We start from the raw sequence: 22,628 nt of genomic DNA, 5'->3' as shown, positions 1-22,628 counted from the left end.
CGCTCTCAGTTGTCCGTGCCGTCGCCGGGGACGGCGTCGGTGGGGGCGGTGTGCCAGTTGGTGACGATGGGCTTGTCGACGGTGACGGGGCCGGTGGTGACGCTCGTCGGGTTCGGGTCGGAGTTGCCGATGGCCGCGATGAGGAACGTGAACTCGATGCCGTCGTCGCCGTTGGTGGTCTTGGGGTTGACCCCGGCGTAGACGGTCTTGCCGCCGCTGAGCGTGATCGCCGGGCCGACCGCCTGCTCGGCGGGGTGCGCCTCGATGCCCTTGGAGCCGAAGGAGACCGAGGGCAGCTCGCCGGGAATGGTGCAGGTGATGCCGGGCTTGGCGCGGGCGGACAGCAGGATGTAGCCGCCCGCCTGGGTCTCGGAACGCGCCGAGAACGTCAGGTCGTTGGCCCCGCAGCGCTGCCCGTAGCCCTTCTTGTCACCGGACGGGGCCGACCCGGTGCCCGCAGAGGACGAACCGCCCTTCGCCGCCGCGGCCCCGTTCGACGAGGACCCGCCGTTCGAGGACGAGCCTGCCGGCTGGCCGCTGCCGGAGGCGTCCTGGGGCGCGTCGCTCGGCGACTCCGCGGCGGTGTTGGCGGACGCCGTGGAGTCGCCCGAGGAGGCCGACCCGCCACCGTCGGCCGGGCCGCAGGCGGTGACGGTCGCCGCGAGCGCCGCGCCGGCGGTCGCGGCGAACACAACGCGGCGGAGACGGGCGGCGTAGGTGCGGTTCACGGTTGCTCCTCATGTCGTTCAGGGACATTGCGTTCAGGGACGCAGGGGACCGGGTCGCAGGCCCGCTGCCCCCGCACCGGATGCCCCTATCTTCACGCACGCCGCTACCGCTCCACTGCCGCTCCATTGCCGCTTCGCTTACGTGCGGCTAACGCAGGAACGCCCGGAGACCGCAGGCGCCGCACGGTCCCATGCCGGGTGTCCGGCCGGGGAGCGGAACTCCCGTCCACGGCTGGGCAGTTGGCCGTCCCTGGGATCGCGGACCAGGTGCTCAGGGCTGTGCGGGCGCCGCCGTCCAGGAGTCGGCGAGTGCGCACAGTTCGTCGAGCGCGGCTTCGGTGCGGGTGCGGTCGCCGGTGATCAGGACGTCCGTCTGGAGGCCCGCGTAGGCGCTGTTGAGGAAGGTGGCGCGGGTCCTGGCCGCTCCCGGGGGCAGGCCGCGGGCGACCAGGGCGGCGGCGACGAACTCGGCGCGGTCGGCGAGGAAGGCCGGTACCCGGCCGCGCAGGCGGCCGGCCGCTGCGAGGCCCTCGATCTCGTGGATCAGGCGGGTCGCGGCGAGATTCTCCGGTGCGAGGTGCCGCTGCCAGGAGTCGCGGACGATCGTGCCGATGCCGCGTGCGGTGTCGTCCCAGCCCTCGGTGGCCCGCAGCTGGGTGTGCTGGACCTCGTCGAGCCGTTCCAGGACCGCACGGAACAGGTCGTCCTTGTCGGCGAAGTGGTGGGTCAGTACGCGGGTGCTGTGGCCGAGTGCCTGGGCCAGCGGGCGCAGCGAGAGGTTCGCCATCCCGGTCTCCGCGAGGTGCTCGATGGCGGCGTCGAGGATTTCGGTGCGGCGGTGCGGATCGCGGGGTCTGGCCATCGGTCGGACTCCTTGCGCTGCGGGCCTGCGGTGCGGGTTTCTGCTCTACTCCCACTCTAATTACGGAAACGACTGTTACCTTAATGGGTATGTCCGTCGTCCCGGGGGCCTCGCCCCGCACCACGCCCGTATCCGCAACCCGCCGCCCCGTGGCCTGGCTGCTCGCCCTCGCGCTGTGCGCCTTCGCCCTGCAGACCGACGACTTCGTGATCGTCGGCGTGCTGCCCGCCCTCGCCCGCGGCCTCGCGGTCGGCGAAGCGGCCGCCGGGCAACTGGTGACCGTCTTCTCCGTCATCTGCGCGGTGGCCGCACCGGTCGCCGCCGTCGCCACCGCCCGCGTCCCCCGCCGCCGCCTGCTCACCGCCGCCCTCGCGGTGTTCTGCCTCGCCAACGCGGCCGTCCCGCTGGCCGGTTCGTACGGTCAGCTGATGGCGCTGCGGGTGCTGGCCGCGCTCGCCGCCGCGACGGCGCTGCCCGCCACCCTCGCCCTGACCGCCCAACTGGCGCCCGCCGAACGGCAGGGCCGCAGCCTCGCCACCGTCATGGCCGGACTGACCTGCGCGGTCGTCATCGGCGTGCCCGCCGGCACCTGGATCGGCGCCGCCTTCGGCTGGCGCGCCACCTTCCTCCTCGGCGCCGCCCTGGGCCTGGCCGGTCTGGTGTGCGTACGGGCCTCGGTCCCCGACGTGCCGCCCGCGCCCGCGCCGGGGCTCGCCGCCCGGCTGCGCCCGCTGTCCAGGCCCGCCGTCCTGTGTGCCCTGCTCGCCGCGGCCCTCGCGGTGCTCGGCAACCTCCTCCTCCAGACCTACCTCGCGCCATTCCTGCGCGGAGCCGCGGGCATCACGCCGTCCGGGCTCGGCCTGCTGCTGGTGGTCACCGGCATCGCGGGCATCGCGGGCGCGCGGGCCGGCGGCACCCTCGTGGACCGCTGGGGCCCGCGCACCGCGTTCGCCGCGGCCTGCGCCGTCTTCGCCGCGGCGATGGCCGGGCTGGTCCTGGCCTGGTCGCTGCGCCCCGCCCAACTCGGCGTCGTGGTACCGCTGTTGATTCTGTGGTCGGCCGCCGCCTGGTCCGTGCCGCCCGCCGTGCAGGCCCGCGTCCTGACCCTCGCGGGCCCGCGGCATGGGCCGCAGGCGCTCGCCCTGAGCAGCAGCGCCGTCTACGTCGGCGCCTCGCTCGGCGGCGGCATCGGCGGCCGGGTGCTGGCGACCCGGGGCGCGGGCGCGCTCCCGGTGGCGGCGGGCTGCTGCGCGCTGCTCGCGGTGGCGGTGTTCCTGGCGGCCGGGGCGGGGAAGGGCGGGCAGGAGCCGGAAGGGGGCGGCGAGTTGGCCGCGTAGGCGGTGGCCCGGCCGGGGCGGTCCGGCCGCCGGGTCAGCGTGCCGTCGCCGCCGCCTCCGGCACGCCGGACGCCGCGTACGGGGCGCCGACCCCCCACGCCTGGTGCAGGGCGTCCGCGAACGCGGCGGCGATGAGGTGCTCGCCCGCGGGGGACGGGTGGGTGCCGTCGTACGTGTCGCGCGCCAGGTCCCAGGCGGGCGGGGCGGAGGCCAGCAGGAGCGGGGACGCGGGGGACGACAGGTCGCCGACCGCCTTCGCCAGCAGCTCGTTGAAGCGTCCGCACTCCGCGTCGAACGCGGCGTCCGCCGACGCCCGCACATTGGGTATCACCGGCAGCAGGACGGCCCGGATCCCCGGCGCCGCCTGCCGCGCCTGCGCCACGAAGTGCCGTACGTTTTCCGCCGTTTGGTCGGCATTCGTATAGAAGCCGAGGTCTATCAGTCCGAGCGAGACCAGCAGTGTGTCGGCGCCGTGCTCGCGGACCGCTTCGCCGATCAGGGGCCCCATGTGCAGCCAGCCCTCGCCCCAGCCCGCGAGATGCCGCCGGGCGGACGCGGGGAAGGCGGGGTCGCCGTACGCGTGCGAGGCGGGTGCGTCGGTGGCCGCGTCGTGGAGCGCGCAGCGCGGGCCGACGATGCGGTACGGGCCGCCGTAGGCCGCGTTCAGGTGCTGCCACATGCGGTAACGCCACGTGAAGTCGCCGGAGCTGCCGATCGTCATCGAGTCGCCGACGAACATGATCCTCATCGGAACATGATGGCCGACGATCGTTACCGGGGGGTACGTGATGCTGGACACGGGCCCAGGTGCGTGATCCTTGGGGCCGTCGTCGGAGACGAGCGGGGCAGTGCCGGGGACGGTGTGATCGCGTCGCCTTCCGTTTCGCCCCCCGCTTGCCCTCGTTCAGGCGAGGCGGTGTTGCCAGCGGAGTGACGGGTCGCCCTCGATCCAGTACGTGTGGGACCTGTCCGTGATGTGGAGCCGGACGGCGGTGATGTCGGGGCTTCCGGCGTTCTGCCAGGCGGTGATCGCCTGCTCGATGTCGTCCCACAGGGGCACGGGCCCGCCCTGGCGGACGGTCCAGCCGTCGCCCCCGGCGGTGAACGCGGCGAAGGACTCGCGCTCCGGGTCGAAGACGTACAGGAGCTTGGTCCCGTCGCTCCGAGCGGCACGGACGAGGTGTGCCCCGGGCACGGCGAGCTGAGCGAGGAAGGCGGGCATCCACTCGTCCAGCATGGTGGGAGGCATTTTCGCCTCCCGCTCGCTGTCCGCATGGGCCGTCCGGGCAGACAGATCACCGGCCACCGGTACTACGGCCTGGGACCGTACCTGCATGAATGAAGACCGGCCGGTGATTCGCCCCTCCGCGTTGCCGTACTCGTCCACGGTGACCTTGGCCAGGCCGGTGCCGTAGCCCCAGGAGCCGACGGTGGCCAGGATGATGCCGCCCGGCCTGGTCTGCCGAATCCAGGCGTGGGGGATGCGGCGAACGGCGCAGGTGGCGATCACGCGGTCGTACGGTGCGCGGCGGGGCCACCCGAGGAGGCCGTCGCCGGTGACGGTCCACGTCGAGAATCCGGCCGCTTCCAGCGCAGCGTCCGCACGGGCCGATACCCCGGGATCCACCTCGACCGTCGTGACGTTGTCCTCGCCGAGGCGGTGGCACAGCAGGGCCGATGAATAGCCGGTGCCGGTGCCGATTTCCAGCACCTGGTGCCCGTCCTCCGCCTCCAGGCTCTCGATCATGTCCAGCACGGTGACCGGGGTGGTGGACGACGAGGTGGGGGAGCCCGTGACGAGGCCGTCGGCACGGTCGGCGGTCAGGTGCCCGTCGAGCTGAGTGGTGAGGGACCGGTCGCGGTAGGCGATCTCCGCCCACGCGGCCGGGTCGTGACCGACTGCGGTGACCGGCCGCCAGCGGCCACCGTCCACGGGCAGGAACACCCCTGGCTCCAGGAACAGTTCACGCGGTACGGCCTCCACCGCCGCGCGCCACTGGGGAGTGCGGAGGGCCCCGGCCTTCTCCAGGCGGTCGGCGAGGGCACGCCGTGCGGGGGAGGTGTCGGTCATCGGGTTTCTCCTCGTGTCAGCAGGTCAGCGAATGCGGCGGACATCTCAAGACCGGTCTCCTCCAGCCACCCCCATTGGCCGTTCGGATTCAGCTCCAGCCACCAGTGGTCGCCTGCCCGGTCCACGGCGAGGTCGAAGCTCCCGGATGCCAGCCCGAAGTGGTCCAGGCAGGCGAGGAGTGCCTTGTCCACGTGGTCGGGCAGATCTACCACGGCGTAGGAGTGGGCCGAGTAGTCCTTGCGCCAGTCCAGTAGGCCGGAGTCGATCCGTACGGCGAACACGTGCCGGCCGACCACCAGCACCCGCACGTCGGCGACCTTGTCCACCCGGGCCTGGAACAGATGTGGCGTCACGCGCACGCTGTCGTCGATCTCAGCGGCGGTGACCGGCTCCGCCCACCCCGTCACCGGGACTCCCTCTCGCTCGTACGGGGTCCACCGCAGCGTCTTGTGGATCACCTGACCGTGGGAGTCGATGAACTCCCGTGCCTCGTCCGGGTCATTGGTGACCAGCGTGGGCGGCACGGTGAAACCGAGCCGCTGGGCCAGGGCGAGTTGAGCGGGCTTGTAGTCGGCGGCGGCGTTGCGGAGCGGGTGGTTGACCCACAGCGGACGGTCGAGGGCGTAGAGGGTGCCCCCGAGCCCGTAGCGGACCTGCGCGGCCGCGAACCGCGCATCGTCATCGCCCAGATGTGGGAAGGCGGGCCAGACGGGGCGACGCCAGTACACCGCCCGTAGCTGGGCCAGGTCGGTGATTCTCGACGGGGTGCGGACCTGCCCGGCCACCGGGGCCGGACAGGTACCGAACCGAGCCGAGACCGTCAGGTCCGTGCCGATGTCGGCGGGGTTGAACCTGACCACCGGCACACTTCGCCGGTTGAGCTGGGCGATCACCAGGTCGGCGGTGACGTCGTCCGCCTCGGTGGCCACCAGGACCGGCCTCTCCTCGTCCGAGGCCATCAGTCCTGCCGGCTGTCCTGGTCGTGGCCCTGGTCGGGCGCAGAGTCGGAGTTCGTGGTGGTGGAGGTCTCGGTGCCGGAGCTGGTGCCGTGCCTGCCCATCTCGACCACCTGGCCGGCCCGGTCGCGGAACACGCCGAGCTGCGTGACCGGGTCAACGGTGACGGTGGCGTGCGGGCGGCGCGCGGTGACCGGATACGGCGTGAGCCGCCCGGCTCCCCACGGACGGAGACCGGCGGCCTGCGGGTTGCGGTGTGGCGAGGGAGCGTCGACTGCGATGGTCATGGAGCTGACCTTCCTGTTCGGCTGGGGTGGTGGTGCGGGCCGCCCGGACTCGGGCGGGAGCCTTGGGCCGTGCCGGTTACGCCATGGTCCGGGGAAGTGGTGTGGGCCGGGGTGCCGTCGGAAGTGGGTGCAGCACTCTCCGGCGGCGTTGGCGGCGTCGCAGTCGGGCAGGACCAGCAACTCGCCGAACGGGCCGTGCCACTTGAGCCACAGGGTGTCGGGGTCGAGGTGGCGCACGACCGCGTAGTGCCACCGGGAATGGCCGGGCCACAGGACACATCGCGCCCCGCCCACGTACTCCTCGCCGTCGGGACCTCCGCCGAGTGCCCGTGCCGCGTCCTCCTGCTCCGGGGTGAGGCGGGGGTGCGCGTCGCAAGCGGGGGCGATCCGCCCGGTCGTGAGGAGGCGGCCGACGAGCCGGGCGGCGTACACGGGATCGGCGGCCGCGCGCTCAAGGTCCTCCCGGCTGAGAAGAGGCAGGGTCACCAGAGGTCCCCGTTCGAGATCCGCCGTTCACGGGACCGCCTCACGCGCAGCGCGGCCGTGTCGTGCACGGGCCATTGGCGAGGGCCGGAGCGGAGGTAGGGGACGCCTCGGCGGATGTCCGTGACGATCGCCAGGAGGCCGGGCGCGTACTCCACTTCGTCGCCGACTCGGGGGGCCGTCGGCCGTGGACGTTCCGGGGAGCTGCCGCCGCAGTGCTCGTCGGTCACAACGTGCCGTCCAGCAGGCGTAGTTCGGCCCATACGACTTTGCCCCAACCCCGCCTGTCGGTTCCCCAGCGAACCGACAGGGCGGCGACCAGCAGCAGTCCTCGGCCCGCCACCTCCCCGGCGTCCGGATTCCTGATGACGGGCAGGCGCAGCGACCTGTCCGTCACGGCGATGCGCACGCGCGATGCCGAGATCCGCTTGACGCCGACCCGCAGCGAGTGGCCGGTGCCGTGCTGGACGGCGTTGTTCACCAGCTCGGCCACGACCAGTTCGGCGTCGTCGGTGAGGGGAGCGAGATCCCATGTGAGCAGCGCTGTTGCCGCCAACCTGCGTGCGAGGACCGAAGACTGCGCCATGCGCGGGTACGTCTGGCTGTAGGCCGGTACGCCGATTGCTGCTGATCTTGTCGCAGTGCTGGTCACGTGTTTTCCCTCCGGGGACAGTGGACCGATTGGGCGCCCTACGCCCATGCACGCGGAGGCCGGCGGCATCCAGTGCAACGGGGTAGCGACTGGCCCAGTTCACCGCCTGGCCTGCTTCCTGGAACAGGTGAAAGCCCGATTGTCCGGCGTCGTGACCCCGGTGATTTTTACCTGCGGGATGTTGCCGCAGAGGGACACCCCGCTACCGTGCCGTCATGGCGGAGAACCAAGCGCTTGCCGAGGCGATGGACGAACTCGGCTTTTCACAGGCAGGACTGGCTCGAAGGCTCAACGCTGAGAACGAAGCGCTGACCGGGCGGGAGGGCCGCCTCACGGACCGAGATGTGCGTCGTTACCTCGAAGGCAGTACCAAGTGGCCGCACGCGAGGCAACGAGTCTGCCTTGAGGGGGTGTTCGGACGCTCGTCCACAGAATTAGGGTTTGTCCCGCGGGGTAAGACCGTCCGAGCCCCGACGGAGGACCTTGTGCACCGCCGTACGTTCATCACAGCTACAAGTGGTACCGCTCTCACCGCGGCCACACCTGCCCTGACTCGTCTTGGGATGAGTGACGTACACCGGTTTCATCATGAGTACGTCCAAATTCTTGAGGATGACTGGAGGGTCGGCGGGTCACGGCAGGTGGAGGGCGGCGCCGTGGAGCTGTCCATGCGTATCCAGTCTGTACTCTCAACGGGAACTGCATCGCCACGGGTTCGTCAGCGGCTGTATTCACTGGGTTCCGACGTGATCAGCACCGCGGCTTTCGCCGCAATTGATGCCAAGGCCATGACTCGGGCGCGCGCGTATCTCGACAAGGCGGTCACGTTTGCAGGGCTGTCCGGAGACAGTGAGACCCAATATCACGTGTGGAACCACCTCACGATGACGGCAGGACAGCGGGGAGACTTTGTTGAGGGAGCCGCTGCGGCCGATGCCATGAAGGTGCTGCATATCGCCCGGCGTGACCCCGTTCATGCCTCGCTCGCGCACATGCGCAACGCAAAGGCACTGGCGCGGAGCCATCAGCGCAGTGGTGCCTTGAAGGCCCTGGCTATGGCAAAGAAGTCCTTCGCTCGGGGCGCGGACGGGGAACGGCCGGCATGGATCGGTTTCTACGATCAGAGCGAGGTGGACGGGCTCTCGGCGAGCGTGTGGTTCTCCCTGGGCGACTTCGGTAGGGCTGAGTATTTCTTTCACCGGGCGTTATCGGGGATCCGTCAGGAACTGGTGCGGAACCGGGCTCTGTACTCGGCCCATCTTGCCCTCGCCCAGGCGAGCCAAGGGGAGCTGGAAATGGCATGTGCGACAGGAAGGAGAGCGTACGACATGCTCAAGCCGGGATCGGGTTCGAAGCGCACCACGGACACACTGGGCAGGGTCCGGAAGTTGGTTATCGCCGCAAGCTCGAATGCACCAGAAATCACCTCCTGGATCGAAAGGTCGCGGCAATGGATTTGAAGCACTATGGGCAAGAAGGCGCGAAGGATATCCGGACCTTGCTTCTGGACATTCATGACGCGGTCTATGAGGGCATGCCGGGATCCTTCGATTCCCGTGAGCGCTTCGGGGAATTCGTCGATGGCTGGAGCGGCCGGGACGGGTGGGTATGTGTCACCGGCTTCGACGAGGGTGAGCCCGTGGGCTATGCCTACGGGGCCCCGTTCAGCCCGGGTGGTTGGTGGAGGGGATCGGAACGGCCTGCGTCCTTGGGGCCCGGAGAGCGGGCTTTCGCGTTGTCGGAGCTGATGGTGATGCCGCGTTGGCGAAAGACCGGCGCGTCCTTGAAGCTGCACGAGGCATTGCTCGCCGGGAGGGCCGAAGAGGCGGTCACCTTGTTTGTGGACGTTTCGCACCCCAAGGTCGTGGCCCTGTACGGATCGTGGGGGTACGAGACCGTTGGCGAGTCCCAACCGTACGACGATTCCCCGACGTTCGCGGTGATGCTGAAGCGACTCAAATTCCCTGTGTGACCGCCGTGCTCCTTGGTGAGTATGGCCGTCGGCCGCATGCTTCCGGGGGGTCCACTGGACACCCCGACGCCGGCGACGACGGGGTGCCCGGCTGTGTCGTGAGGCACGGAACGTCGGTGTGCGAGCGCACTGGCCGGCCACATTCGCGCCCCCCGACCGCCGCTGGCACTCTTGCCCCATGCGTTCGCTACTGTGTGCGGCCGGTGCCGCGGGGGTTCTGATGAGTGTGGCCGTCGTACCGGCGGCCGCCGATGAGCCGGAGAAGTTCACCATCGGGGACAGCCGGATCACGGAGTCCAGTGGTCTGGCCGCCAGCCGTGCGCACCCGGGCGTCTACTGGACGCACAACGACAGCGACGACGGCCCGTACGTCTACGGCGTCGACGCGAAGACCGGCCGCACGGTCGCCACGATCACGCTGCGCGGCATCGGCGATCCGCGTGACGTCGAGGCGATATCCCTCGGTCCGGACGGCAACATCTACGTCGGGGACATCGGCGACAACCTCGGCGGGAAATGGGATCACGTCTGGATCTACCGGTTCCCCGAGCCGAAGGAGCTGCGGGACGCCACGGTCACCGCCGCGCAGTTCGACGTGAAGTACGCCGACGGGCCGCGGAACGCCGAGGCGCTGATGGTGCACCCCAAGACCGGGCGGGTCTACATCGCCAGCAAGAAGCAGGGCGGTGGTGGCGCCCTCTACGCCGGTCCTGAGCGGCTGAGCACGTCCGGGACCAACGTCTTCCGGAAGGTCGCGCCGATCGACCTGTGGGTCACCGACGGCGCGTTCTCGCCCGACGGCACTCGGCTGGTGATGCGCAGCTACTTCGGTGCCCGCATCTACCGCTGGCAGGACGGCCGTCCGAAGGACATCGGCAGCGTCGGCGTACCGATCCAGCAGCAGGGCGAATCGGTCACCTTCACCCCGGACGGACGCACCCTGATGTACGGATCCGAGGGCGCCGGGAGCGAGGTGCAGCCGGTGGGCCTGAGCGGTGAGCAGCTTCCGGATGCGGCGGCCGGGGACGACGCGGGCGGTGGTGCGACGGACGGCGCGAAGGGCGGCGCGGGGGACGACTCCTCGTTCAGCCCCGGTCTGGTCAAGGCCGGGCTGGTCTTCGTGCTGGCCACGGTCGTGGTCGTCGGGCTGCGGCGGCTGTTCCGGCGGGGGCGGCGGTGACGAGGCGGGGCCGCCGCTGGGGGGGGGGGGGTTGGGGGCGCACGGCATGCGGGCGCCGCCCAGCCAGGTGTTAGCGCGCTGTTAGTGGGACGGCAGCGGGGACGTTCACTGTGGTGAATGCCCGCCCCCACAGCTACGGCGCCCAGCAGGTCGCCCCCCACGGATAAGGAACTGCTGAACCATGTCGCACCGTACCCGCCCCCGCACCCTCCTCCGCCCGGTCCGTACCACCGCCGCGCTCACGCTCGCGGCCGCTGCCGCTCTGGGCCTCACGGCCTGTGACATCGGCGGCTCGGACACCCAGGGAGCCTCGTCGTCGAGCGCGGCGTCGTCCTCCGATACGTCCGGCGGCCGGAACACCGGCGGTCAGAACACGGGCGGCGCGGGGGCCGCCGCCGACGGGAAGGCCGGCGGCTCCGCCCGGTCGGCCGGCGGTTCGGTGGCGGCCAGGAGCGCCGCGTCCCGCGACGACACGACGGGGCGCTGCTCGGCCACCGCACTGCGGATGGACCTCGGCCGGGGGGACGCGGGCGCCGGGAACATCCACTACGCGCTGTCCTTCACCAACACCGGCAAGCAGAGCTGCACCCTGCGCGGCTTCCCCGGCGTCGCCCTGCTCGCCAGGGACGGCCAGGCCATCGGCAAGCCCGCCGTCCGCGAAGGCGCCGCGGGGCAGGCCGTCAGGCTGGCCGCGGGCGCGTCCGCGTACGCGGATCTGCACACGGTGAACGAGGGCATCAAGGACGGCGGCTGCTGGCAGAGCGCGTCCCTGGTGCAGGCGTACCCGCCCGGCTCGACGGAGGCCATGACCGCCCGCGCCGAATCCGGCGTGCGGGTGTGCGGCGACGAGTTCCTGGTCGGCGCGCTCAGCGAGGGCAACGGCGGCTGACGCACCCGGTACGGGTCAGGGCGGTGCGCTCGTCACAGCGCGCCGCCCTCGTCGTCCCACCGGGCGGAGTCCTGGGCGTTCGTGCCGCCGTCCGGCTCGTCCCGGGGCTCCTTCAGGCCGGTCAGGCGCAGCTCGTAGTGGAGCGTCTTCTCGCGCTTGATGCGGTGGGTGAGCGGCACGAACAGGCCGTGCAGCAACGGGTACTTGCGGACCAGGCTGCGCTCGGCGCGCCGGTACTCGCGGGTGGCCGGGTCGATCAGCCGGACCCGCGCCGTGTACGCCGGCCCGGTCGGGCGGCCGCGCCAGGTGGAGGCGCAGATCTCCACGTTCGGGTTGTTCCGCAGCCGCTTGACCTTCCACGTCGAACCGGCGGTGCGGAAGTAGGCGTGGTCCCCGTCGACGGACAGGTTGACCGGGGTGCCGACGCCCGTGCCGTCCCGCTTGAACGTGGTGAGCAGAACCGTGCCCTGGCGTACGAAGGCGGCGAGGTCGGGGTCCGTCGGAGTGGTCATACCTCCCATACAGGCATATCCGGGCCGGTTCGTCCTGCCGTGACGGGTCCGTTCGGGCGGCCCCGGCGGGTACGGACGGCGCAGGGCCCCGGCGGGGGCGTACGGTGACGCGCCCGCCGGGGCCCTGCCCGATGCCGGGATGCCGGTGTTACAGCTTCCCGATGACGTGGTCGATGCAGGCCGTCAGGGCCTCGACGTCGGCCGGGTCGACGGCCGGGAACATCGCGACCCGCAGCTGGTTGCGGCCGAGCTTGCGGTAGGGATCGGTGTCGACGATGCCGTTGGCGCGCAGGGCCTTGGCGACCGCCGCCGCGTCCACCTCGTCGCTGAAGTCGATGGTGCCGATGACCTGCGAGCGCTTCGCCGGGTCGGTGACGAACGGGGTGGCGTACTTGGACTTCTCGGCCCAGCCGTAGAGGGCGCCCGAAGAGGCGGCGGTGCGGCGCACCGACCAGTCGAGGCCGCCCTGGCCGTTGATCCACTCCAGCTGCTCGTTGAGGAGGAACAGGGTGGACAGGGCCGGGGTGTTGTACGTCTGGTTCTTCAGGGAGTTGTCGATCGCGGTGGGCAGCGAGAAGAACTCCGGGACGTGCCGGCCGGAGGCGTGCACGGCGCGGGCGCGCTCCAGGGCCGCCGGGGAGAACGCCGCGATCCACAGGCCGCCGTCGGAGGCGAAGCACTTCTGCGGGGCGAAGTAGTAGACGTCCGTCTCCGCGATGTCGACGGGCAGGCCGCCGGCGCCGGACGTGGCGTCGACCAGGACCAGCGCGCCCTCGTCCGCGCCCGCGACCCGGCGGATCGGGGCGGCGACACCCGTCGAGGTCTCGTTGTGGGTGAACGCGTAGACGTCCACCCCCGCCTCGGCCTGCGGCTCCGGGTGCGAGCCCGGGTCGGCGGCGATGACGGTCGGGTCGGCCAGCCAGGGCGCGAGCTTGGCGGCCTTGGCGAACTTGGAGGAGAACTCGCCGAACGAGAGGTGCTGGGACTTGTTCTCGATCAGGCCGTGCGTCGCGATGTCCCAGAAGGCGGTGGAGCCGCCGTTGCCGAGGACGACTTCGTAGCCGTCGGGCAGCTGGAAGAGGTCGCGTACGCCGTCGCGCACCTTGCCGACCAGGTTCTTGACCGGGGCCTGGCGGTGAGAGGTACCGAGCAGGGAGGTTCCGGTGGCGGCCAGGGCGGCCAGCGCCTCCGTACGCACCTTCGAAGGGCCCGCGCCGAAGCGTCCGTCGGCGGGCTTGATGTCAGCGGGGATCTGGATATCAGCCACGGACGCAGCCTAATCCGTCCCGTCCCGGCCTCCTGCGGGGCGTCCAGCGGATGAGATGGATCCGTCCTGACCGGCGGGAGGGGAGGCCGGGGCAGGGGGACGGGCCGACCTCTCCGCTTCACCCGTCCGGGGCGGGCCGGCGAGTGACGGGGCCCAGGATGCGGAGCGCAAGATCGAGGCGGTCGGGGCGGATGCGTGCGGTTACCCGTACGCCGCCGCCCGCCCCCGGCCCGTAACTCCGGCCACGCCGCGGCGCCATGAACCCCGCCGAGTGGGCAGGCTGGGGGCATGGCAGATCGTACGGAGTCGCAGAGGCGGGAACTGGAGAAGGAGTTGGCGGCCGCGGTGCGGGGGGAGGTCTCCTTTGCCGCGGGTGACCGGGCGCTGATGACGATGGACGCGTCGAACTACCGGCGGGTTCCGGAGGCGGTGGTCGCGCCGCGGGATGCCGAGGACGTCGCGGCGGCGCTGCGGGTGTGCCGGGCGCACGGTGTGCCCGTGGTGCCGCGCGGTGGCGGGACGAGCATCGCGGGGCAGGCGACCGGTGTCGGTGTGGTGCTGGACTTCACCCGGCACCTGCGGCGCATCGTGTCGCTCGACGCCGCGTCACGGACGGCCGTCGTGCAGCCCGGTGTGGTCCTCGACGACCTGCGGGCGGCGGCCGGCCGGCACGGCCTGACCTTCGGGCCCGATCCGTCCACGCACAGCCGCTGCACCCTCGGCGGCATGATCGGCAACAACTCCTGCGGCTCGCACTCCGTCGCCTGGGGCACCACCGCCGACAGCGTCGAAGAGCTGAAGCTGCTGACGTACGCGGGCGAAGAGGTGCGGGCCGGGCGCGGGACGGACGCCGGTGGCGCGCCCACCGGACTGCCGCCGCGCCTTCGGGACGGCGTGCGGGCCCTGGTGGACGGGGAGTTGGCGCTGCTGCGCACCGGCTACCCCGAGCTGCCGCGGCGGATCTCCGGCTATGCCCTGGACGCGCTGCTCCCCGAACGCGGCACGGATCTGGCGCGGGCGCTCACCGGCAGCGAGGGCACCCTCGGGGTGCTGACCGAGGCGACCGTACGGCTGGTGGAGCCACCGGCCGCGCGGGCGCTCGCGGTGCTCGGCTACCCGGACGAGAGCGCGGCGGCCGAGGCCGCGCACACGCTGCTGCCGCACGGCCCGCTGACCGTCGAGGGCATGGCGGCCGACCTGGTGGGCGACGCCGCCGGGCTGCCCAAGGGCGGCGCCTGGCTGTTCGTCGAAATGGGCGGCGCGAGCCGCGCCGAGGCGGTGGCGCGGGCGGATGCGCTGTGCCGGGCGGCGGCCGACGGCCTCACCGGCCACGCCGTGATCGCCGAACCGGCCGGGCAGCGCGCCCTGTGGCGGGTGCGCGAGGACGCGTCGGGCACCGCGACCCGGATGCCGGACGGCAGCGAGGCGTGGCCCGGCTGGGAGGACTGCGCGGTGCCGCCCGCCCGGCTCGGCCCGTACCTGCGCGACTTCCGGTCCCTGCTCGCCCAGCACGGCCTGCGCGGCACCCCCTACGGCCACTTCGGCGACGGCTGCATCCACGTACGGATCGACTTCGACCTGCTCAGCCACACCGGCATCCGGCAGTTCCGCGACTTCTCCTACGACCTGGGGGAACTGGTCGTCGCCCACGGCGGCTCGCTCTCCGGCGAGCACGGCGACGGGCAGGCCCGGGCCGAACTCCTGCCGAAGATGTACGGCGACGAACTCGTCGGCGTCTTCGGGAAGTTCAAGACCCTCTGGGATCCGTCGGCAGGGCTCAACCCCGGCATGCTGGTGCGGCCCGCGCGGCTGGACGACAACCTCCGCTTCGACGTGCTGCCCCGCCGCCCGGTCCCCGTCGAGTTCGGCTACCCGCACGACGACGGCGACTTCTCGGCCGCGGTACGCCGCTGCGTCGGCGTCGCCAAGTGCCGTACCACGTCCGCACATTCGGGCGCATCCGACGTCATGTGCCCCTCCTTCCGCGCGACCGGCGAAGAGCAGCACTCCACCCGCGGCCGGGCCCGGCTGCTGCACGAGATGCTGGCCGGCGAGGTGGTGACCGACGGCTGGCGTTCGGAAGAGGTGCGCGACGCGCTCGACCTGTGCCTGTCCTGCAAGGGCTGCCGCAGCGACTGCCCGGTCGGGGTGGACATGGCCACCTACAAGGCGGAGTTCCTGCACCACCACTACGAGGGCCGGCTGCGGCCCGCCGCGCACTACGCGATGGGCAGGCTGCCGCAATGGCTGCACGCCGCTGCGCCCGCGGCACCCGTGCTCAACGCCCTGGCCCGCACACCGCTCGCCGCCCCCGCCAAACGCCTGGCCGGCATCGCCGCCGAACGCCCGATCCCCGCACTCGCCACCGAACCCTTCACCCGCTGGTGGCGGCGGCGCAGGCGCACGGGCGCAGGGGAGCAGGGCACGGCCCGTACGGTGCTCCTCTGGGCGGACACCTTCACCACCTACCTCTCCCCGGAGGTCGGCAGGGCCGCGGTCCGCGTCCTGGAAGCGGCCGGACTGCGCCCGCTGCTGCCGCCCACCACGCCCCCACGCGCCGAAGGCGTACGCCCCCTTCCCCTGCCCCGCCGCCGCTCCCCGCTCTGCTGCGGCCTCACCTACGTCTCCACCGGCCAGCTCGACCAGGCACGCACGGTCATGCGGCGCACCCTCGACGTACTCGACCCGCTGCTGCGCGACGGCCGCCCGCTGGTCGTACTCGAACCGAGCTGCGCCGCCGCGCTCCGCACCGACCTGCCCGAACTCCTCGCCGACGACCCCAGGGCCGCCCGCGTCGCCCGCTCCGTCCGCACCTTCGCCCAGGCCCTGGAGGAACTGGCCCCCGACTGGCAGCCCCCGCGCATCGACCGCCCCGCCGTCGGCCAGACGCACTGCCACCAGCACGCGGTACTCGGCGAAGCGGCCGAGCGGCGGCTACGCGAACGCGCGGGCCTGGAAGGCGAGTTGACCGGCGGCTGCTGCGGCCTGGCAGGCAACTTCGGCTTCGAACGCGGCCATTACGACGTCTCCGTCGCCTGCGCCGACGACCGCCTCCTCCCCGCCGTCCGCCAGGCCCCCGCCCACGCCGAACTCCTCGCCGACGGCTTCTCCTGCCGCACCCAACTCGACCACCTCACGGGGCGGCGGGGGCGACATCTGGCGGAGGTGTTGGCGGAGGGGCTGGGGGAGAAGGCAAGCCCGCCGGGCCGGTGAGCCGCGGGCGGAATCGGGCGCGCAGGTTCGGCGCCGGTACCCGCCCCCTCCTGCTACGCGGGCATGCAAGCGCCCTGTGCCCAGGCTCAACTGAAGGAAAATGACGTGGGGCGCGAGTAAAGTCACAGGTCAGGAAGTGTGGGCCCCGCGGGTGCGGGGGTGTTCCCTCGGGCGTGGCATAAATCCTGTCGATCCGCAGGTGGGCCCCGCGGGTGCGGGGGTGTTCCCGGCCACTACACCTTCGACGCCATCCAGGAGTCGTGGGCCCCGCGGGTGCGGGGGTGTTCCCATCGGCATGGGCGCCGTCGTGCTGCTGATCGTGTGGGCCCCGCGGGTGCGGGGATGTTCCGTGCCAGGCGCGCAGCTTGCCCTCGACGCGACGGGTGCATGCCTCGCAGGCGTGCAGTGGGGCGTGCTGTCCGTCCCACTGCGCCGGCCCGAGCCGCAGCACCCGGAATCCGGTGCGCTGACACCACAGCCAGCAGTCACCAGGGGGTCATTGCCTGTCCATGAGGTCGGCCTCCTCCAGTTCTCCGACCGAGCGGTGCTACAACTCCCGGTGCAGGGGCCCCCTTTCACCGAATGGTGGCTTCTGCATTGCCGTCGGCTTGCAGTACCTCTCGTGGGCGTACTGGACCAGGGCACCCCCCGTCGGCCGGTCGTGGACGATTTCGCGGTACCGCTCAGTGGCCCGGATTGCCTTCTGGCATCGGCAACAGGTCACGGTGTGGTCCCTTCGGTGCTGATCGGGCGGTTGCCCACGCGGAAGGCGTGGGCGCGGTTGGCGCGGGGGTGCGTCTCGACGGTCCTGTCCCGCAGGGGCTGTTGCGGGGCGCTCTCGCAGGACGCGCAGAGCATGAGGTCCCAGCCGGGGCCGGAGGCGGAGTGCTGGTAGGTCTCGGTCACGCCTTCGGTGGTGCCGCATGTGTCGCAGCGGCCGGTGGCTTCGGCTGCCGCTTCGTGGACCCAGGCGACGGCACCGGCCACGACGTCCTCGGGGATGTGGGGGTCCGCGTGCCGCAGGGCGCAGGGCAGGCACAGGCACCTGGCCGGGACGTCGCCCCGCTCGGGGAACTGGTAGGTGTTTTCTTCGGTGCCGCAGGTCTGGCAGATCGGAGAGTTGCGGTCAGGCACGGTGCCTCCCCACGAACGCGTCCCGGGCTCGTGCGTCCGACTCGTCGAACGTGGTGGCGGTGTGGCCGCCCGCGCCGAGTACGTGCCGCTGGAAGGCCGGTCTGATCGAGTTGTCCGTGGTGAGACGGTCCCAGTTGTGCACCAGGCACATCACCGGCCGTCCTAACACGTGCCCATCGGCGTTCATCTGCTGGACGAGCCGCATGAACTTTGGTCGCTCGGAGGGAAGTTCGGTCATTGCGTCCAGGTCGAGGTCCATCCAGACGCCGACGACCTCCCACCCGTAGCGCTCGGCGGTGTTCCGGCAGCCCAACAGACGCTGGTCCAGCAGCCGCCGGGAGTGGTGGGCGGCGGTCCGGTCGTAGACGTAGACGCGCGGAGGGGCCGTCACTCGACGCCTCCCCTATGCCGGTCCAGTAGCCACTGGCAGTCGCGGGCGAGCTGCTGCACCTGGACATGTGCGGCCAGCGTGCCGGGCCCAGGAGCTTGCTTGGTCTGGTTCTCGATGCCATCCAGCCGGGCCATCAGGCGATGCGCCTGGATACTCCCGTGCCAAAGATGTTCGGCAGCACCACGGACCACGGGAAGGAGGAGGGCGATGTGCCCACGCAGCGTCGCTGCCACGAGGTCTAGGTCGACGGCCTCTGCTGTCAGTCCACGCGTTGCGCGGACCTCGTCGATCGTTGCGCAGATGACGTCCACGTCTACGGGGGCCGTGGCGGCGGATGTGTGGGCCCCTGTCACGGCGCGTCCGTAAGGCTCTTGGCCACCAGCTGCTCGACAAGAGAATCGCGCAGAGTCTCGGCCTCTCGACGCGAGAGCACCAGGGCGATGTCGCCCTGGTGGGCGTCAAGGTCGAACAGGGATAGCGGCACTCGGATCTCTCCGGTGTCGCTGCTGATGGTGGGGGATTCGCCCCGGCGGGGTGACGCGTGCCACCTGCTTGTACGGGCCATCGGATCTCCTACGTCGGCGTCGACTTGATGGGCCGTCACCGTATGGAGCCGAGGCTGGTGGGAGGGGGACTGGTTGTCCCCCTCCCACGTCGTGTCCCTATGTGCCGACCACGCCTACGGCTTCGGCGAGCCGTGTTGCTTCAGCCCGGAAGGCGCGCGGGGACTTGCGCCATAGGTCAGCCGTAACGGACCGTGCCGACGGGGTGTAGGTCACGGTCTCGCTGCTGATCGAGTGGGCGATTCCCATGACATGCAGTGCGGCTGTACGGTCGCCCCGCTGAAGGTGCCCGCGGGCCACCTCGATCCACAACCGGGATCGGCGTTCGGTGGAGGGCATGGTGTCGGGGTCGATGTCGTCGGCCAAGGTCAGTGCCTTGCCTGACTTCCGCAGATCGGTGGCGACAGATACCCCGTGGAAGTCCACGTTGGCGCGACCGAAGACCGTGGACGGATGCACGTAGGAGGCCGGCAAGGACTTGGCGACCTGATCCCCCTTGTCCCAGTAGCCCCACGCTTCGCCATCCCGACCGTCCCTGGCCGCTGTTACGGCGGCATGCAACTGCAAGGCGCCGTAGGCACCCCGCCAGTCGTCGGGCGCGTCCTCAAGGTGGGGGTGGATCAGGTCGGCGGCTTCCATGACCACCCGCAGCGCCTCGTCCGGGTAGGCCGTCTCACGGAGGATGTTGCCCATGTTCCACGCCGCTGCGGCGATAGCCTCGGGGGCATCGGCCTGCTGTGCCGCCGAAAGCGCGCGGTCTGCTACGACCCACGCCAGTTCGGGAGGCGCCACGTAGGCCGTCGCCTGCCCGGTGAGACGGTAGACGTCTGACAGGGCGACGTGAGCACGCCGACGGTCCGGCCCGTCCCCGGAACGGACAGCGAATTCGGCCCGCCGGATGAGGTCTGGGAGTAGGGCACCCACCTCCGTGCGTTGCCGCTGCGAGCTGTGCCACAGGCGCCAGGTTTGGTCAATCTCCCCTTGAAGAACGGCTACGTCCACCGGCTCATTGGCCGTTCGGAAGATGCTGCGGCCCATGACGGCACCCCAAATCGCGGGTATTGCCGGATGGTGCAGACGCCCGAGGGGGACGGGCTGGGCGATCTCGGAGGAGTCGCCGGTGATGACTGATACGTCGGGGATCTGGAGTGCCGCTGCCAGCCGTAGGAGGAGCGCGTGGTTGCGCAGCGGACGTTCGTCGGATTCGATCTTCTTGAGCCAGTCGGTGCTGCGACCGCAGAGACCGGCGAGGACGGGCCGGCTCATTCCGCGGGACTCGCGGAGAAGGCGAAGCCGTTCCCCAGCCGAGAGGTCCGCGGGGATGTCATCAAGGTGAGGCATACTGAACTCTCCGTTCTGACCTAGGCATTCAGAACGGTACGCCGTGGGTGCGCCCCAGGCGTAGTGAACGGCCCCCACGTATCCCCGTGGGGGCCAGCTTCGCGTGTGGCTGTCAGCGTGCAGCGATCTCGTACGCGGTCGGCAGCATCGCGGCACGTCCCGTCAGCGCCCCTACGGCCGGAAGCGGCCACCGCCCACGCCGAACTCCTCGCCGACGGCTTCTCCTGCCGCACCCAGCTCGAACACCTCACGGGGCGGCGAGGGCGCCACCTTGCGGAGGGGGTGGGGGTCGGGGTGCCCCACTGCAACTGGAGGAAAATGACGTGGGGCGCGAGTAAAGTCACAGGTCAGGGAGTGTGGGCCCCGCAGGTGCGGGGATGTTCCCCTGCGAATCGGCACGGCCGATTCCGCCGCCGGGTGGGCCCCGCAGGTGCGGGGATGTTCCCCGCCGGCACTCGCCCCCGTCCCCGCCCAGGTCGTGGGCCCCGCAGGTGCGGGGATGTTCCCACGAACTCCTCGGGATCGACCTCGGGGAAGGTGTGGGCCCCGCAGGTGCGGGGATGTTCCCGCTGCAGTGACCGGCGGGAGTTGACGAGGTTCGTGGGCCCCGCAGGTGCGGGGACGCCCCTCCGTCCGCGCCGCCCGGTGCCGGTACGTCTACGGCGCCGGGGGCCGCGGGCTCCACAGCTCTCAGGTACCGGGCCGTAGTGGGCCGCACCACCTCCCCTCCCCAACCACCTCCCGCGCCAGCCGCAGCAGGTCCGGGATTCGCGGATGGCCGGGGCCGTCGCGCCGGGCGAGTACGACGGGGACCGGCGGGGCTTCGGGGAGGGGGACGTAGGCCCTGGCCGGGTGCGGGTGCATGCGGGCGGTGGCGGTGGTGGTGATGCCCACCGCGCGGCCGCCGGTGATGGCGGCCAGCCAGTCGTCGGTGTTGCCGATGGTGATCGTGGCGGTGGGGCGGCTGTCCATGGGCCACAGGTCGAGGGTGGTGGTGCCGGAGACGGTGTTCAGCACGAGGGTGCGGCCGGTGAGGTCGGCCAGGGTGAGGTGCGGGCGGCGGGCGAGCGGGTCGTCGGCGGGCAGTCCCGCGACCCGGGGCTCGGTCGTCAGCCGTTCGGTGACGAGCCCCGGGGTGCGGACCTCGCCGCGCAGCAGTGCCGCGTCCACCTCACCGCGCGCCAGGCCCGCCGTGCGGTCGTCGATCCGGAGGAGTTCGAGGGGGGTGTCGGGGTGCTCCTCGTGCCAGCGGCGGAGCAGGAGTTGGGTGGAAGCGCCCGCCGCCGACCAGGCGTGGCCCAGGCGCAGCGGCCAGGGGGCGTGCCGGGCCAGGCCGACCGCGCGGTCGAAGGCGGTGACCGCGATGGCCGCCTGGTCGCGGAAGCGCAGGCCGTCGTCGGTGAGCGCCAGGTGGTGGGTGGAGCGGTCGACGAGGCGGGCGCCCAGCTCCTCCTCAAGGCGGCGCAGGGTGCGGGAGACGGCGGGCTGGGTCAGGTGGAGGCGTTCGGCGGCGCGGGTGACGCTGAGGGTGTCGGCGATGGCGAGGAAGCAGCGGAGGTGACGCAGCTCGATGCTCATGCGTGCGGAGCATAACAACAGGAAAAACTGCATTTCACGGACCGGATGGTGGGCCGTAGCGTGGGTGGGGTGAATCCCTCACCGCTCGAATCCGACGGCGCCTTCCCGTCCTCACCCGCACCCGTTTCCGCCGCTTCCGGATCCACTTCGGTGGCCCGCGGCCCGGCGCACGAGGGTGTACCGCAGCCGGTGCCCGCCTCGCCCGAGGTGATGACGGCCGAGGCGGCGGCCGGCGCCGCCGCCGGTGGTGTGCGCGGCCGGTTCGGGTCGGTGGCGCTGGTGATCGGCGGGATCGTCTCGCTTCAGTTCGGCTCGTCGGTCGCGGTGCTGCTCTTCCCGCGGGCCGGTGCGCTGGGTGTGGTCACGCTGCGTCTTGTGGTCGCCTCGCTGGTGCTGCTGATCGCCTGCCGCCCCCGGCTGCGCGGCCACACGCGCGGCGACTGGGCCACGGTGCTCGCCTTCGGCGTCGCCCTGGTCGGCATGAACTCGCTCTTCTACCAGGCGATCGACCGGATCCCGCTGGGCGCGGCGGTCACCCTGGAGTTCCTGGGCCCGCTGATCCTGTCGGTGGCCACCTCGCGGCGGCTGCTGAGCCTGGTGTGGGCGGCGCTGGCGCTGGGTGGCGTGGTGCTGCTGGGGCGCGAGGGCTTTGACGGGCTGAATGTGGCCGGTGCCGCGTTCGCCTTGTCGGCCGGCGCGCTGTGGGCCGCGTACATCCTGCTGTCGGCGCGTACCGGGCAGCGCTTCCCGCAGGCGGACGGGCTCGCGCTGGCGATGACCGTCGCGGCGGTGCTGAGCCTGCCGCTGGGTATCGCGGGCGCCGGATCCGCGCTGCTGAACCCGGTCACCATCGGCCTGGGCGCGGCCGTCGCCCTGATGTCGTCGGTGCTGCCCTACACGCTGGAGCTGCTCGCCCTGCGCAAGCTGCCCGCCTCCGGCTTCGCCGTGATGATGAGCCTGGAGCCGGCCGCCGCCGCCACCGCGGGCTTCCTGGTCCTGGACCAGGCGCTGGGCTGGGCGGAGATCGTCGCCATCGGGCTCGTGGTGATCGCGAGTGTGGGGGCGGTGCGCAGCGCGTCGCGCGGCTGACCCCGCCCTCCGGTGCGTCCGGGTTCCGAGTCGGCCGAAAAATCATGCAGGCGTGCTTGATTGTTTCTGCGGTCGCTGCCACGCTCGAACCGCACCGCAGGCACCGCCGTCGCACCGGGCACC

Annotated in this window: 23 protein-coding genes and 1 CRISPR repeat array; of the genes, 7 read left to right on the top strand and 16 right to left on the bottom strand. The window is 71.7% G+C overall.

What is annotated here, in order from left to right; genetic code table 11:
- Positions 1 to 5 precede the first annotated feature (5 nt).
- Together LIU39_RS21100 and LIU39_RS21095 are read right to left on the bottom strand one after the other, a co-directional pair.
- A complete protein-coding gene (locus tag LIU39_RS21100; protein WP_227048369.1) occupies positions 6 to 728 on the bottom strand; it encodes a DUF4232 domain-containing protein in 723 nt (240 codons plus the stop codon).
- Between the two features lie 271 nt (positions 729 to 999).
- Positions 1,000 to 1,590 carry a TetR/AcrR family transcriptional regulator gene (locus tag LIU39_RS21095; protein ID WP_227048368.1) on the bottom strand — a complete coding sequence of 197 codons (591 nt, stop codon included), beginning with the start codon at positions 1,588 to 1,590 and terminating at the stop codon, positions 1,000 to 1,002.
- 89 nt (positions 1,591 to 1,679) lie between these two features.
- Between LIU39_RS21095 and LIU39_RS21090 the strand changes: the two genes are divergently transcribed.
- The gene (locus tag LIU39_RS21090) at positions 1,680 to 2,927 is read left to right on the top strand and encodes an MFS transporter (protein ID WP_227048367.1); all 1,248 of its coding nucleotides are present in this window, start codon (positions 1,680 to 1,682) and stop codon (positions 2,925 to 2,927) included.
- A 34-nt stretch (positions 2,928 to 2,961) separates the two neighbouring features.
- Here LIU39_RS21090 and LIU39_RS21085 read toward each other — a convergent pair whose 3' ends face one another.
- From LIU39_RS21085 to LIU39_RS21065, 5 genes are all read right to left on the bottom strand, one after another.
- Positions 2,962 to 3,675: a GDSL-type esterase/lipase family protein gene (locus tag LIU39_RS21085; RefSeq protein ID WP_227048366.1), complete on the bottom strand. Its 714-nt coding sequence runs from the start codon at positions 3,673 to 3,675 to the stop codon at positions 2,962 to 2,964.
- A gap of 156 nt (positions 3,676 to 3,831) precedes the next feature.
- The gene (gene tgmC / locus LIU39_RS21080) at positions 3,832 to 4,998 is read right to left on the bottom strand and encodes an ATP-grasp peptide maturase system methyltransferase (RefSeq protein ID WP_227048365.1); all 1,167 of its coding nucleotides are present in this window, start codon (positions 4,996 to 4,998) and stop codon (positions 3,832 to 3,834) included.
- The gene (gene tgmB, locus LIU39_RS21075; RefSeq protein WP_227048364.1) at positions 4,995 to 5,957 is read right to left on the bottom strand and encodes an ATP-grasp ribosomal peptide maturase; all 963 of its coding nucleotides are present in this window, start codon (positions 5,955 to 5,957) and stop codon (positions 4,995 to 4,997) included. Before tgmB ends, tgmC begins: the two co-directional genes overlap by 4 nt.
- The gene (tgmA, locus tag LIU39_RS21070) at positions 5,957 to 6,241 is read right to left on the bottom strand and encodes a putative ATP-grasp-modified RiPP (protein WP_227048388.1); all 285 of its coding nucleotides are present in this window, start codon (positions 6,239 to 6,241) and stop codon (positions 5,957 to 5,959) included. The genes tgmB and tgmA overlap by 1 nt, the downstream gene beginning before the upstream one ends.
- A 709-nt stretch (positions 6,242 to 6,950) precedes the next feature.
- Positions 6,951 to 7,310 (bottom strand): ATP-binding protein, encoded by a 360-nt coding sequence (locus LIU39_RS21065; protein WP_227048363.1) that lies wholly within the window; start codon positions 7,308 to 7,310, stop codon positions 6,951 to 6,953.
- A 281-nt stretch (positions 7,311 to 7,591) separates the two neighbouring features.
- On the opposite strand from LIU39_RS21065, the gene LIU39_RS21060 reads away from it, so the two are divergent.
- The 4 genes from LIU39_RS21060 (at position 7,592) to LIU39_RS21045 (ending at position 11,417) form a co-directional block, all read left to right on the top strand.
- Positions 7,592 to 8,836 carry an NsdA family TPR-like regulatory protein gene (locus tag LIU39_RS21060; RefSeq protein WP_227048362.1) on the top strand — a complete coding sequence of 415 codons (1,245 nt, stop codon included), beginning with the start codon at positions 7,592 to 7,594 and terminating at the stop codon, positions 8,834 to 8,836.
- Positions 8,827 to 9,348, top strand: coding sequence for a GNAT family N-acetyltransferase (locus tag LIU39_RS21055; protein WP_227048361.1), 522 nt, complete (start codon positions 8,827 to 8,829; stop codon positions 9,346 to 9,348). Before LIU39_RS21060 ends, LIU39_RS21055 begins: the two co-directional genes overlap by 10 nt.
- 178 nt (positions 9,349 to 9,526) lie before the next feature.
- On the top strand, positions 9,527 to 10,528 hold the full coding sequence (locus LIU39_RS21050) for an esterase-like activity of phytase family protein (protein WP_227048360.1): 1,002 nt from the start codon (positions 9,527 to 9,529) through the stop codon (positions 10,526 to 10,528).
- Between the two features lie 181 nt (positions 10,529 to 10,709).
- Positions 10,710 to 11,417, top strand: coding sequence for a DUF4232 domain-containing protein (locus tag LIU39_RS21045; RefSeq protein WP_227048359.1), 708 nt, complete (start codon positions 10,710 to 10,712; stop codon positions 11,415 to 11,417).
- Between the two features lie 32 nt (positions 11,418 to 11,449).
- Here LIU39_RS21045 and LIU39_RS21040 read toward each other — a convergent pair whose 3' ends face one another.
- On the bottom strand, positions 11,450 to 11,929 hold the full coding sequence (locus tag LIU39_RS21040; protein ID WP_227048358.1) for a PPOX class F420-dependent oxidoreductase: 480 nt from the start codon (positions 11,927 to 11,929) through the stop codon (positions 11,450 to 11,452).
- Between the two features lie 148 nt (positions 11,930 to 12,077).
- Entirely contained in the window at positions 12,078 to 13,196 is a 1,119-nt protein-coding gene (gene serC, locus LIU39_RS21035; protein WP_227048357.1) for a phosphoserine transaminase, read from the bottom strand.
- Positions 13,197 to 13,484: 288 nt separating this feature from the next.
- Between serC and LIU39_RS21030 the strand changes: the two genes are divergently transcribed.
- Positions 13,485 to 16,409 (top strand): FAD-binding and (Fe-S)-binding domain-containing protein, encoded by a 2,925-nt coding sequence (locus LIU39_RS21030; RefSeq protein WP_227048356.1) that lies wholly within the window; start codon positions 13,485 to 13,487, stop codon positions 16,407 to 16,409.
- Positions 16,410 to 17,129: 720 nt separating this feature from the next.
- Here LIU39_RS21030 and LIU39_RS21025 read toward each other — a convergent pair.
- The 7 genes from LIU39_RS21025 to LIU39_RS21000 all read right to left on the bottom strand — a co-directional run bounded on the left by LIU39_RS21025 (position 17,130) and on the right by LIU39_RS21000 (position 21,416).
- Entirely contained in the window at positions 17,130 to 17,543 is a 414-nt protein-coding gene (locus tag LIU39_RS21025; RefSeq protein WP_227048355.1) for a hypothetical protein, read from the bottom strand.
- Positions 17,536 to 17,934: a hypothetical protein gene (locus LIU39_RS21020; protein ID WP_227048354.1), complete on the bottom strand. Its 399-nt coding sequence runs from the start codon at positions 17,932 to 17,934 to the stop codon at positions 17,536 to 17,538. Before LIU39_RS21020 ends, LIU39_RS21025 begins: the two co-directional genes overlap by 8 nt.
- Entirely contained in the window at positions 17,931 to 18,245 is a 315-nt protein-coding gene (locus LIU39_RS21015) for a DUF6415 family natural product biosynthesis protein (RefSeq protein WP_227048353.1), read from the bottom strand. The genes LIU39_RS21020 and LIU39_RS21015 overlap by 4 nt, the downstream gene beginning before the upstream one ends.
- Before the next feature lie 38 nt (positions 18,246 to 18,283).
- Entirely contained in the window at positions 18,284 to 18,499 is a 216-nt protein-coding gene (locus tag LIU39_RS21010) for a hypothetical protein (RefSeq protein ID WP_227048352.1), read from the bottom strand.
- A gap of 97 nt (positions 18,500 to 18,596) precedes the next feature.
- Entirely contained in the window at positions 18,597 to 19,838 is a 1,242-nt protein-coding gene (locus tag LIU39_RS21005) for a helix-turn-helix domain-containing protein (protein ID WP_227048351.1), read from the bottom strand.
- Positions 19,839 to 20,009: 171 nt separating this feature from the next.
- Entirely contained in the window at positions 20,010 to 20,141 is a 132-nt protein-coding gene (locus LIU39_RS34990) for a hypothetical protein (protein ID WP_264483070.1), read from the bottom strand.
- Between the two features lie 53 nt (positions 20,142 to 20,194).
- A CRISPR array of direct repeats spans positions 20,195 to 20,467; the repeat unit is 29 nt; unit sequence GTGGGCCCCGCAGGTGCGGGGATGTTCCC.
- A 61-nt stretch (positions 20,468 to 20,528) separates the two neighbouring features.
- The gene (locus tag LIU39_RS21000) at positions 20,529 to 21,416 is read right to left on the bottom strand and encodes a LysR family transcriptional regulator (RefSeq protein WP_227048350.1); all 888 of its coding nucleotides are present in this window, start codon (positions 21,414 to 21,416) and stop codon (positions 20,529 to 20,531) included.
- 210 nt (positions 21,417 to 21,626) lie between these two features.
- On the opposite strand from LIU39_RS21000, the gene LIU39_RS20995 reads away from it, so the two are divergent.
- Positions 21,627 to 22,505, top strand: coding sequence for an EamA family transporter (locus LIU39_RS20995; RefSeq protein ID WP_227048387.1), 879 nt, complete (start codon positions 21,627 to 21,629; stop codon positions 22,503 to 22,505).
- The last annotated feature ends 123 nt before the right edge of the window (positions 22,506 to 22,628 follow it).

This window comes from Streptomyces pinistramenti (assembly GCF_020564935.1).
Taxonomy (GTDB): domain Bacteria; phylum Actinomycetota; class Actinomycetes; order Streptomycetales; family Streptomycetaceae; genus Streptomyces; species Streptomyces pinistramenti.
Note: the sequence above shows the minus strand (reverse complement) of the source record. Positions and strands in the feature narration are given on the sequence as shown.

Bases quoted from the DNA above. Each gene is read 5' to 3' on its own strand.
- tgmA (WP_227048388.1), bottom strand. From the start codon at position 6,241: ATGACCATCGCAGTCGACGCTCCCTCGCCACACCGCAACCCGCAGGCC.
- LIU39_RS21065 (WP_227048363.1), bottom strand. From the start codon at position 7,310: ATGGCGCAGTCTTCGGTCCTCGCACGCAGGTTGGCGGCAACAGCGCTG.
- LIU39_RS21090 (WP_227048367.1), top strand. From the start codon at position 1,680: ATGTCCGTCGTCCCGGGGGCCTCGCCCCGCACCACGCCCGTATCCGCA.
- LIU39_RS21050 (WP_227048360.1), top strand. From the start codon at position 9,527: ATGCGTTCGCTACTGTGTGCGGCCGGTGCCGCGGGGGTTCTGATGAGT.
- tgmC (WP_227048365.1), bottom strand. From the start codon at position 4,998: ATGACCGACACCTCCCCCGCACGGCGTGCCCTCGCCGACCGCCTGGAG.
- LIU39_RS21085 (WP_227048366.1), bottom strand. From the start codon at position 3,675: ATGAGGATCATGTTCGTCGGCGACTCGATGACGATCGGCAGCTCCGGC.
- LIU39_RS21055 (WP_227048361.1), top strand. From the start codon at position 8,827: ATGGATTTGAAGCACTATGGGCAAGAAGGCGCGAAGGATATCCGGACC.
- LIU39_RS21040 (WP_227048358.1), bottom strand. From the start codon at position 11,929: ATGACCACTCCGACGGACCCCGACCTCGCCGCCTTCGTACGCCAGGGC.
- LIU39_RS21005 (WP_227048351.1), bottom strand. From the start codon at position 19,838: ATGCCTCACCTTGATGACATCCCCGCGGACCTCTCGGCTGGGGAACGG.
- LIU39_RS21010 (WP_227048352.1), bottom strand. From the start codon at position 18,499: ATGGCCCGTACAAGCAGGTGGCACGCGTCACCCCGCCGGGGCGAATCC.
- LIU39_RS21000 (WP_227048350.1), bottom strand. From the start codon at position 21,416: ATGAGCATCGAGCTGCGTCACCTCCGCTGCTTCCTCGCCATCGCCGAC.
- LIU39_RS21095 (WP_227048368.1), bottom strand. From the start codon at position 1,590: ATGGCCAGACCCCGCGATCCGCACCGCCGCACCGAAATCCTCGACGCC.
- LIU39_RS21030 (WP_227048356.1), top strand. From the start codon at position 13,485: ATGGCAGATCGTACGGAGTCGCAGAGGCGGGAACTGGAGAAGGAGTTG.
- tgmB (WP_227048364.1), bottom strand. From the start codon at position 5,957: ATGGCCTCGGACGAGGAGAGGCCGGTCCTGGTGGCCACCGAGGCGGAC.
- LIU39_RS20995 (WP_227048387.1), top strand. From the start codon at position 21,627: ATGACGGCCGAGGCGGCGGCCGGCGCCGCCGCCGGTGGTGTGCGCGGC.
- LIU39_RS21060 (WP_227048362.1), top strand. From the start codon at position 7,592: ATGGCGGAGAACCAAGCGCTTGCCGAGGCGATGGACGAACTCGGCTTT.
- LIU39_RS21045 (WP_227048359.1), top strand. From the start codon at position 10,710: ATGTCGCACCGTACCCGCCCCCGCACCCTCCTCCGCCCGGTCCGTACC.